Origin of the sequence: Novosphingobium sp. B 225, assembly GCF_002198665.1 — a bacterium.
Taxonomy (GTDB): Bacteria; Pseudomonadota; Alphaproteobacteria; order Sphingomonadales; family Sphingomonadaceae; genus Novosphingobium.
This window is the reverse complement of sequence record NZ_MWLM01000041.1, coordinates 23,826-31,526: the sequence shown is the minus strand read 5'-3', so window position 1 is coordinate 31,526 and position 7,701 is coordinate 23,826. Positions and strand designations below refer to the sequence as shown.

8 protein-coding genes are annotated in these 7,701 nt (G+C 62.3%); 6 read left to right on the top strand and 2 right to left on the bottom strand.

Features of this window, described 5'->3' with window-relative positions:
• Positions 1-894 (top strand): molecular chaperone DnaJ (locus MNBBLIKP_RS07460; protein WP_088309040.1); only part of this gene is annotated, 894 nt, incomplete at its 5' end.
• Positions 895-930: 36 nt separating this feature from the next.
• Here MNBBLIKP_RS07460 and MNBBLIKP_RS07455 read toward each other — a convergent pair.
• Both MNBBLIKP_RS07455 and radC read right to left on the bottom strand, forming a co-directional pair.
• The gene (locus tag MNBBLIKP_RS07455) at positions 931-1,644 is read right to left on the bottom strand and encodes an NRDE family protein (RefSeq protein WP_088309038.1); all 714 of its coding nucleotides are present in this window, start codon (positions 1,642-1,644) and stop codon (positions 931-933) included.
• Position 1,645: 1 nt separating this feature from the next.
• Complete coding sequence (gene radC, locus MNBBLIKP_RS07450; protein ID WP_441339267.1) at positions 1,646-2,338, bottom strand: RadC family protein; 693 nt, start codon at positions 2,336-2,338, stop codon at positions 1,646-1,648.
• A 77-nt stretch (positions 2,339-2,415) separates the two neighbouring features.
• On the opposite strand from radC, the gene MNBBLIKP_RS07445 reads away from it, so the two are divergent.
• From MNBBLIKP_RS07445 to MNBBLIKP_RS07425, 5 genes are all read left to right on the top strand, one after another.
• Positions 2,416-5,643 (top strand): intermembrane phospholipid transport protein YdbH family protein, encoded by a 3,228-nt coding sequence (locus MNBBLIKP_RS07445; protein WP_088309034.1) that lies wholly within the window; start codon positions 2,416-2,418, stop codon positions 5,641-5,643.
• Positions 5,640-5,909: a YnbE family lipoprotein gene (locus MNBBLIKP_RS18255; protein ID WP_254912952.1), complete on the top strand. Its 270-nt coding sequence runs from the start codon at positions 5,640-5,642 to the stop codon at positions 5,907-5,909. The genes MNBBLIKP_RS07445 and MNBBLIKP_RS18255 overlap by 4 nt, the downstream gene beginning before the upstream one ends.
• A 19-nt stretch (positions 5,910-5,928) precedes the next feature.
• Positions 5,929-6,354 (top strand): YdbL family protein, encoded by a 426-nt coding sequence (locus MNBBLIKP_RS07435; RefSeq protein WP_088309032.1) that lies wholly within the window; start codon positions 5,929-5,931, stop codon positions 6,352-6,354.
• 161 nt (positions 6,355-6,515) lie between these two features.
• Complete coding sequence (locus MNBBLIKP_RS07430; protein ID WP_088309030.1) at positions 6,516-6,836, top strand: AtpZ/AtpI family protein; 321 nt, start codon at positions 6,516-6,518, stop codon at positions 6,834-6,836.
• A 44-nt stretch (positions 6,837-6,880) separates the two neighbouring features.
• Positions 6,881-7,669 carry a F0F1 ATP synthase subunit A gene (locus MNBBLIKP_RS07425; RefSeq protein WP_088309028.1) on the top strand — a complete coding sequence of 263 codons (789 nt, stop codon included), beginning with the start codon at positions 6,881-6,883 and terminating at the stop codon, positions 7,667-7,669.
• The last annotated feature ends 32 nt before the right edge of the window (positions 7,670-7,701 follow it).

Sequence of the window (7,701 nt, the reverse complement as noted above, 5' to 3'; positions counted from 1 at the left end):
GGCGGCCCCGGGGCTGGGGCTGGCGGCGGATTTTCCGATCTCGGCGATATCTTCGAAACGATCTTCGGCAGCGCGTTTGGGCAGGGCGGCGGACGTCAGCAGGCTCGTCGCGGTGCCGACCTGCGCTATGATATGGAAGTCAGCCTGGAAGAGGCGTTCCATGGCAAGCAGGCCGAAGTGCAAATCGAAGTCAGCACCCGCTGCGAACCCTGCGATGGCTCGGGCGCAGAACCCGGAACCGGGACGCGGCGCTGCAACCTGTGCGGCGGGCACGGCCAGGTTCGCGCGCAGCAAGGCTTCTTCATGGTCGAGCGCACCTGCCCGACCTGTCACGGCCGCGGCGAAGTCATCGAAAAACCATGCCGGTCATGCCGGGGCGAAGGCCGCGTCGACAAGCCTCAAACTCTGGACGTTTCCATTCCCCCCGGCGTCGATACAGGCACCCGCATCCGGTTGGCCGGCAAAGGCGAGGCCGGGCCGTTCGGCGCGCCTCCGGGTGACCTCTACATCTTCATCCACATCCGCCGCCATTCGGTTTTTGACCGCGACGGGACCACGCTGATCACCCGCGTGCCCATCACGTTCACCACCGCCGCGCTCGGCGGGGAGATTGAGCTGCCGGGGCTCGACGGCGAAGTGACTACGGTCAGCATTCCGGCCGGCATCCAGTCTGGCAAGCAACTGCGCAAGCGTGGGGTCGGCATGCCAGTGCTGCAAGGGCGTGGGCGCGGCGATCTGGTGATCGAGATAATGGTCGAGACCCCGACTAAACTTTCTGCGCGGCAGAAGGAACTGCTGCAGGAACTTCAGGCCACTGAAACCGGCGAGGAATGCCCGCAGAGCAAAGGTTTTTTTGACCGGATAAAGGAAGTCTGGGACGGGCTGACGGAGTAACACCGGCTGGTTCTTCCGCATGCAGGGGAGGAAGGTTTACCAGTCGAACGTAATTGATTTTTCCCCGATCCCTAGCCCATCCGCGCCAAAGCCTCGCTCGATGATCCGCCCGCGCCCATCGGCATCGACCATGACCACTGTGCTGGCCCGGGTGCCGTAAAGCGGGTTGGCGATGAACACGCCCGAGAATTCTGGCGTCGGGCCAGACAAAGCGAGCATTGGGTTCAGCCGGCGATCGGCCAGCGCCGCAAATAGAGGGGCGGGATCATCCTCCCCGGCTTCGAGCCAGCCCGACAACGCAGCCTCCAGCAATCGCGTTTTTGGCCAGGGTTCGCCGAACGCGCCGTTGGACAGACCGTGAATGCCACGCTCCAGGTCATACCGCTGCGGCTTGGGATAATTGGTGTGGATTGCGGCTCCCAACCGGTTGGCGGCAAACAAATTGAACGGGTTCATCCGCCCAGTGTCCCCCAACGCTTCGTGCTCAAGCCAACCGGTCACCAGCCCGCCGCGAGAAGCAAACTCGGGACGCGGATAGCCTTCAGCGCGGTAATTGGTCACCAGGGCAAACCGTCCCGCCGGATGCACTCCCAGCCAGGTTCCACCCGCCTCAAGATCGCGCCCGGCGATCACCCCATTATCCCAACCGGCCAAGGAGGAAGTCAGCCGGCTGTGCAATTCATCCCGATTGCCGATTGCGACCAGTCTCCAACGCGGATGTGCCAGCCAGGCGATTGCTGCGACGCACATGTCAGATCAGGCCCTTGGCTTTCAAACTGACGTGGCCTTGCCGCCCGATGATCACGTGGTCATGCACGACAATCCCCAGCAAGCGGCCGGCCTCTGCGATACGTTGTGTGATCTGAATATCGGCGCGGCTCGGCTCGGGTGAACCCGAAGGGTGGTTGTGGACCAGAATTAGCGCCGTTGCTCCGCTATCAAGCGCCTGCTTGACCACTTCGCGCGGGTGAATTGCGGCTTCGTCCACGCTGCCTTCGCTGATCAGGTGATCGCGGATCAGGCGGTTGCGGGTATCGAGATAGAGCACCCGCACTCGTTCATGGGTCAGATGCGCCATGTCGATCGTCAAGTAATCGAGCAAGGCCTGCCAATTGCCCAGCACCGGCTGGTCCTGCACCCCGGTGCGGGCCATACGCCGTGCGGCAAGAGCGACGACCTTCAATGCGGCAGCGCTGGTTTCACCCATTCCCGGATGCTTGGCTAGCGCCGCTGCATCGGCGTTGAACACCCCGGCGAGGTTCCCGTACCGGGCGATCAGGCTCTTGGCCAATGGCTTCACATCTCTGCGCGGAATCGCCGTCATCAGCAGATATTCAAGCACTTCGTAATCGGCCAGCGCTTCGCTACCTCCGCCCAGCAGGCGCGCGCGAAGCCGGGCGCGGTGGCCCAACCCCTGGTGCGAATCCTCAGCGCTGTCTGTCACGCGATTCCTTCCCGCCGAAAAGTGCATTCACCAAAGCAGCATTGCCTTTCCCGGCGCGAACGCGCAAGCATGGTAAGATGGACGAGGCCGCAGCCGAACCCCCTGAACTTGCGCCGGAACCTGCGGACGAGTTGCCCAAGTCGGGCAAACGCCGTCCGGGCTGGACCGTGCTGGGTATCGTGCTGGGCGTTTCCGCGTTAGCGCTTGGAGGCCTGTGGCTGAGCCGCGAGACTCTGGCCGACAAGATCATCGCCAGCCAGCTCGACAAGTACAAGCTGCCCGGAAAGTACACGATCGATTCTGTCGGCCTGCGCCACCAGGTGCTGCGCAACGTGGTGATCGGCGATCCTTCGCAACCCGATTTCACGGCCGAACGGGTCGAGATTGATATCGAGCCAACCCTTGGCGTGCCAACGATTGGTAAGGTCGTGCTGGTGAAGGCCCGGCTCTTTGGTGCGTTCAAGGACGGAAAAATCAGCTTTGGCAAGCTCGATTCGGTGCTGGAGGGACAGGGGGGTGGCCCCGCTGGACTACCCGATCTCGATCTGGTGCTGAGCGACGCCCGCGCCCGGATCGAAACGCCGTGGGGTGTCAGCGGGATCAAGGCAGAGGGGCTGGGTAACCTTAAAAACGGCTTCACAGGCACAGCTGCCGCGGTCATCCCCGAAGCGCGGTTCGGCAGGTGCCGTGTTACTCAGGCAACGGCCTATGGCACGGTCCGGACCAGCAGCGGCAAACCCCAATTCACTGGCCCGCTGCGCAGTAGCGGTCTCAGCTGCCCCGGCGTTAGTATGGCCAATGCGGCCTTGCAGCTCGAAGCGGGCACGACCGCGATGTTCGATAGTGTGACAGGAGAAGCGGTACTTTCCAGCGGCGCCGTGCGCGCTGCCGGGCAGGCCGTCACCGGACTGACCGGCGCAAGCCGGTTTACCCTCAAAGGCGGTGACCTGACTGCCAGCTACAAGCTGTCCGGCAAGGGCCTGTCGGGTGCCATGCGGGCGCGCACCTTGGCCTTGGACGGGATGCTACGCAGCCACGACAACTTCACCGCGATCGACAGCGAAGGTACGATCGGCGGGCGCGATGTGCAGCCGGGGCAAGGGCTGGATGGTGCGTTGGCGAGCAATCAGAAGTCGCTGGATGGAACCCTGGTTGCACCGCTGATCGGCAAATTGCGCCAGGGTCTGGCGCGCGAAGGGCGCGGAAGCGTGTTGAGCGCTGCCTATGTCCTGCGGCGGACCGGCGCGCTGACCTCGATGGTCGTTCCACGCGGCAGTCTGACCGGCGGCTCCGGCGCGCAGGTATTGGCTGTGTCGCAGCTACAACTTGCCTTTGGCGGCAAACGTGGCCCGCATATTTCGGGCAATCTGGTAACCGGCGGCGCGGACCTTCCGCATCTGACCGGGCGGATCGAGCGGCAAGCGAGCGGACAAGTTCTCGCGCGGTTCTCTATGCCTGAATACCGTGCAGGCGATGCAGCGCTTGCACTGACCAATCTGTCAATGGTGCTTTCGCCGCAAGGCACGCTGGGCTTCTCCGGTCGGGCACGCGCCAGCGGAAAACTGCCCGGCGGACGTGCTGACCAGCTCGACTTGCCGGTAGAAGGTAATTGGTCTGCTGCGCGCGGCCTGTCGGCATTGCGGCATTGCACGCCGTTCGCCTTTCGCAGTCTCAGTCTGTTCAATGTCACTCTGGATTCGCGCACGCTGACGCTTTGTCCGGGGCCAGAGGGCGCGATCTTGCGGAGCGATTCGCGCGGCACACGGTTCGCGGCGGGGGCCCCCTCGCTCAATGCCAGTGGCAGGCTCGGCGCCACCCCGATCCGTATTGCAAGTGGCCCGATCGGGTTTGCCGTTCCTGGGACCCTCGCGGCAAAGCAGGTGCAGGTTTCGCTGGGGCCAATCGCTGAAGCCAATCAGTTCACACTTTCCAACCTGACAGCCAAAATCGGCAAAGACGTGACCGGGCACTTCACCGGTACCGATGTGAACCTTGCCGCTGTGCCTCTGGATATTCTGGCTGCCGACGGCGATTGGCGGTTTGCCGATGGCAAGTTGACCATCAGCAATGGCATGTTCCGACTCCAAGACCGCGAGGCCGAAGATCGCTTCCGGCCCCTGGTCGCGCGCGATGCCACGCTTTCGCTGGTGGATAATCAGATCGTCGCCAACGCGCTGCTCCGTGAACCGGTCAGTGACCGCGAAGTTGCCAACGCCCACATCTTCCACAACCTGTCGAATGGACGCGGCAGCGCTGACCTCACCGTGCCCGGCCTGCTGTTCGACAAGCTGGTCCAGCCCGATACGATCAGTTACCTCGCCTTGGGCGTCATCGCTAACGCACGCGGGACGGTTAGCGGGACTGGGCGGATCGACTGGAACCCGGACAAAGTCACCAGTACCGGGCGCTTTTCTACCGACAAGCTGGATTTTGCCGCCGCATTTGGCCCGGCAGAAGGCGTTTCGGGATCGGTGGTATTTGACGATTTGCTCGGGTTGGTCACCGCGCCGGATCAGCGGCTCAAGATCAAATCGATCAACCCCGGGATCGAAGTCAACGATGGTGAAGTATCGTTCGCGTTGCAGCCCGGCCATGTTCTTCAGGTCAACGGCGCGAACTGGCCTTTCATCGACGGGACGCTGCAATTGCAGCCAACCCGCATGGTCCTTGGCGCGTCGGAAGTGCGGCGTTTTACCCTTAAGGTAAGCGGGATCAGCGCCGCGCTGTTTATCGAACGGCTGCAACTCGGCAATCTGGCTGCCAACGGTTATTTCGATGGTGAACTGCCACTGGTATTCGATCAGGATGGTGGCTGGATAAAGGGTGGACTGCTGGTCTCAAGGCCGCCGGGCGGCAACCTCTCTTATATCGGTGAATTGACCTACAAGGACCTGTCGCCAATGGGGAACTTTGCGTTCCAGACGCTCCGCTCGCTGGATTTCAGACGGATGCAGATCGGGCTCGATGGTGCGCTGGATGGTGACATTACGACCCGGCTCAAGATCGAGGGTGTGAAACAGGGCAGTCTCGCCAAAAAGAACTTCATCACGCGGCGGCTGGCAGGGCTGCCGATCCAGTTCAACGTCAACATCAAGGCCCCGTTCCAGCGGCTCGTAACTTCATTCAAGGGGCTGTACGATGACAGCTATGTCCGCGATCCGCGTTCTCTCGGACTTATCGGGAGCAAAGGCGAACAGCTGGACCCCGCCGCTGCCCCCGATCCCGAACCTTCACCGACGCCGACGCCGCCCGCGGAAAAAAGCCCGGTTATTCAGCCCCCAGTCAGCAGGAACCGGCCAAGATGATCCCGCAATTGACCAACCGCGCCTTGCTTGCGACAACCGGTCCGATGGACAGGTACACAACAGGGAAACGGTGGCCGACCTGGCAAAGCGTGAGCGCGCTGGGGATGGTGATGGGCGGCGCCTTGGCGCTCGGCGGGTGCATTTCGGTAAATGCACCGGACAAGCCGATCGTGATCGAGCTCAACATCAACATCAAGCAGGAGGTAGTCTATCGTCTGGCGGCTGATGCCGACAAGACGATTGATGAGAACTCCGGCATATTTTGAGTTTGGATGGAGAATGACAATGACAGCCCTTGGGATTGCCCTTGGTGACCGCACAAAGCATCGCCCTGCCGCGCTGGTGGCGGGCGGCCTGGTGCTCGCCGCACTGGCGATAGCCGCGCCCGCCTCGGCGCAAAGCCGCGATCCGGCCTATGCTGCCGCGCGCGCTGCCGGGCAGGTGGGTGAAGGGACCGACGGCTATCTGGGCTTTCCGGTGCCGCCCAGCGCTGATATTCGCCACATGGCTGAAGACATCAACATCAAGCGCCGCGCGATCTATGCCGACAAGGCTGAGGCGCAGAAGGCGACGATCGACGATTACGCCTTCACCTCGGGCTGTATCGCGATCAAGCGCACTGTGCCTGGTGAAAGGTACGAAGGCCCCGATGGCAAATGGTACACTCGCACCGGCGCGCCGCCCTTACTCGACGGTCGCTGCCCGGGCTGATTTGCGACAATGATTTGAGGCAATCGGGGCCTCCCTCCACACATGCTGGGGGGAGGCCCTTTCGTTGGTGTTGACTTGAATGCCGTGACTGCTAAGGGGGCGGCGCCCTCGGCGGGCAGCCGTTGCCCGTGCCGTGTTTGCCTGCATTCAGGGGAGCTGGCATGAACGACGAGCCACCTGCACGAGAGCCCATTGGCGAAGACGCGCGGATCGACGCGCTCGAAGCGCGGCTCAAGGCCGCGAAAGAGCGGGAAGAGCAGCGTAATCAGCCGCTGGGAACCGTTGAATCCGATGCGAGCTATCGCCTCGGAAGCAGGGTTCTGGCGGAGTTGCTGGGGGGTATCGGTGGCGGAGCGTTTGTCGGATGGGTCATTGACCAGTTCGCCGGAACCGCGCCCTGGGGTCTGTTGGTGGTGATGTCCCTTGGGATCGTTGTCGCCTTCAGGAGCATCATCCGGATGTCGTCGCAGCGCCCCGAATAATGGGCGCTGCTGCGCATATGACGAATTAAAAAGAGGCGGAACGCGTGGCAGCTGAAGGCGGAAAAGTCGATCCGATGCACCAGTTTGCGATCGAGCCGATGTTCGGCACCGATCACTGGCAGCTTGCGGGCCATAACATCGCTTTCACTAACTCGGCGCTGTGGATGGCGATCACCACAGTGGCGCTGCTTGTCTTCGTCTGGGGCGGCATGAAGCGCGAGCTGGTGCCGGGCCGCTGGCAGATGGCGGTAGAAAGCCTGACCGGGTTTATCGATAACCTGCTCGCCGCCAATATCGGCCCGGCGGGCAAGAAGTATGTACCTTACATCTTCTCGATCTTCTGCTTCATCCTGTTCGCCAACCTGCTCGGGCTGTTGCCCTTGACGCTGCTGGGCGTACATCCCTTTACCCCGACCAGCCACTTCACCGTTACCGGTGTGCTGGCAATCATGTCGTTCGCGATCGTGCTGATCGTCGGCTTTGCCCGCCACGGGCTGCACTTCTTCTCGCTGTTCGTACCGCACGGCACGCCTTGGTGGCTGCTTTGGCTGATCCCGATCATCGAACTGATCTCGTTCCTGGTCCGTCCGTTCAGCCTGGCCCTGCGACTGTTCGTGGCGATGATGGCCGGCCACGTGCTGCTGGAAGTCTTGTCGAGCTTTGTGATCGGAAGTGCCAATTCCGGCCCGCTGTGGGGCAGCATCGTCGGCGTTCCCAGCTTTCTGCTGATGGTCGCGATTTGCGCGCTCGAGCTGCTGGTGGCAGGCATCCAGGCTTACGTTTTCGCTCTCCTGACGTCGCTGTATCTCAACGACGCAGAGAATCTTCACTGAGTTTTCAAATCCATCCAACGGAATTCAAGGAA